Below are 2,190 nucleotides of genomic sequence, written 5' to 3' on the forward strand. Positions count from 1 at the left end.
CAAAATATCTTAGCTAACTCAAGCTGCTTATCTTCAACCCACTCTCTGCGGTGCTCGTAAGATTGACCCGTAAAATGGTCTTCACCGCATAAAAATGCACGCCGAACACAACGCGAGATACAGTGGTAATACTTTGTATCAACCAAACTTACTTGACGCTTTCTTGCTATAGCCATAAGACACCCTGCTGCTCTTGCACTAAACAAAGCCTAGTACTTAGTTCGCCATACTACAAAAATTAGGGTGGGTGTCTAGTTTATTTCAGCCTTATTTCTAATTAAACCAAACATAATGGTTTTAACCTCTGCTTTTATAATTGAAGCCCCAAATTAATCTTCGATTATGTCCATTATTCTATCGTAATCCACATCAACAGGTTCAGGATCAGGGGTACCACTTACAAGAAAAGATAAATAATCTGTAAAACTATTGAACTTTGAAACTTCTTGACCATACGTTTCGGTTAGAAATAGACCAACCTCACCAGCACGCTCAGATTCTTGAGAAAATAAAAAGTAGTAGCCACCACCATCATATGAGTTAATAACAAGCCCATGCTGCGGTACTGATTGATATTCATTTTTACCATCGTATTTTTGATGATAATATTTCGTTGCTCTTATTACATCATCATCCTCAAAGTCCTCTTCGTCTTCACCTTCTTCATATTCATCCTCCAAAGGGACAAGGCCTTTTACGTTACCTCCAAACCACAAACAAAATCCATATTGTTCTAGAAAAAATTTATAGGGTTCCGGTAAGGTGATTCTAAATTCTATTTCTAAATTCTTAGTTTGTAATTGCAATGCACTCTTATTTTTCCGGCATTCAAAATTTTCAAGTTTTTGTGCGAGATCCATTATCTTAATTATTTCGTTATTCATTTTATCCCCTATAATTCAATACTATGTTTAATTCAAAAAATCATATTTTTTCTAGTCCTAATCGGGGGCCAACCCCATTTTTATCATACGGAGGACTACCCTCTTTATACCAATGAAGTTCTTTATTTTTACTACTATGGAAATCTTCTGTTAGTAATTCAAAATTCTCAGACTCATTTGGATTTTCATATGATTCACATCTAAAAATTGGTTTTTTATGATGTACATTGTAACCATCGGGTACTCTACCAGTTTTCTTCATATGCTTTAATTTTTTTTGAGTAAAGTGCTTATGCGCTTCATGATTATCATCATTTAATGCATCTGAAGCATACTTTCTAATATATTCACTTCTTTTAGGCGGAAAAGCTTTCCTAGCTATCTCTACTTCACCCACTGTTCGTTTATGATATTTAGTTGGTTTTGAATCAGGGTTAAGCTTTACGCGCTCGCTGTTAATAATATGCTGTTCGGCAAATTGTGCTGTGCTTATAACCTCTGTACTAATAACTTCACCTGATGTGCTCATTTTATTGAGTTTAATTAAGCCATTGTCTTCATCAAGGCCTGCAATATCATATATATGCTCTTTTCTATATTTAGCACCCTCTGCTGTATATTTAAGAGTCGATTTTTGTGGGTCGTTAATAACTGCACTTGCAATCGCAATTTCTAAAATTTTATTTTTCGTGGTTTCATTAATACCACCTGAAGAAACCAAGTTAGAAAGCATTCTATCAAGCTTTTCTTCACCTTCTTTACACAACAACCCAAACGGATCAACCCAATTAACCGGGTTTGGCGCATATTGATAATGGTTAATCCCGCCCACTAAACCAATCGGGTCTTGATTTATAAAGCGCTGTTGTTTGGGGCTGTAGTAGCGATAGCGGTTGTAATGCAGGCCGCTCTCTTCATCTAAATATTGCCCTTGAAAACGAATTGGCTGAGTGAAGCTGCTTTCTGTATTAAAATCAGACTCGGCTTCATTCTCTTCGTAACCATATACATCGGCTTGGTTTTCCCATACGACTTCTGCTTTGTTATTGGTTACAAAACGCGGGGTATTAAGTTGGTCTAGGTGGTAATAATACACCTCACCTTGTTTAATCAGTGCGACTGGGTGAAATTGATTTGGTAGGTTAATGTACCACGTATATTCACCGTGCTGGCATTCACCAATTAACTGGTCGTTATCCCAAATGTAGTCAATTTTACCGTGTTCGGTGTGCTTGGCAATACGACGCCCGAGTGGGTCGTAGTCGTATTGCGTGAGCGTGCCGTTGTTATTAAAGCAGCTTAATTG

At 37.1% G+C, this 2,190-nt stretch carries 2 protein-coding genes and 1 pseudogene; all 3 read right to left on the bottom strand.

What is annotated here, in order from left to right; all coding sequences use genetic code 11:
- Positions 1–176 (bottom strand): annotated as a pseudogene (locus CWB66_RS16890) (Mobile element protein); the annotation flags it as partial.
- 153 nt (positions 177–329) lie between these two features.
- Positions 330–884 carry an SMI1/KNR4 family protein gene (locus tag CWB66_RS16895; RefSeq protein WP_138586277.1) on the bottom strand — a complete coding sequence of 185 codons (555 nt, stop codon included), beginning with the start codon at positions 882–884 and terminating at the stop codon, positions 330–332.
- 40 nt (positions 885–924) lie between these two features.
- A partial coding sequence (locus tag CWB66_RS22990; protein ID WP_138586278.1) for an RHS repeat domain-containing protein occupies positions 925–2,190 on the bottom strand: 1,266 nt, incomplete at its 5' end.

It is taken from the genome of Pseudoalteromonas sp. S558, assembly GCF_005886635.1.
Lineage (GTDB): Bacteria > Pseudomonadota > Gammaproteobacteria > Enterobacterales > Alteromonadaceae > Pseudoalteromonas > Pseudoalteromonas aliena.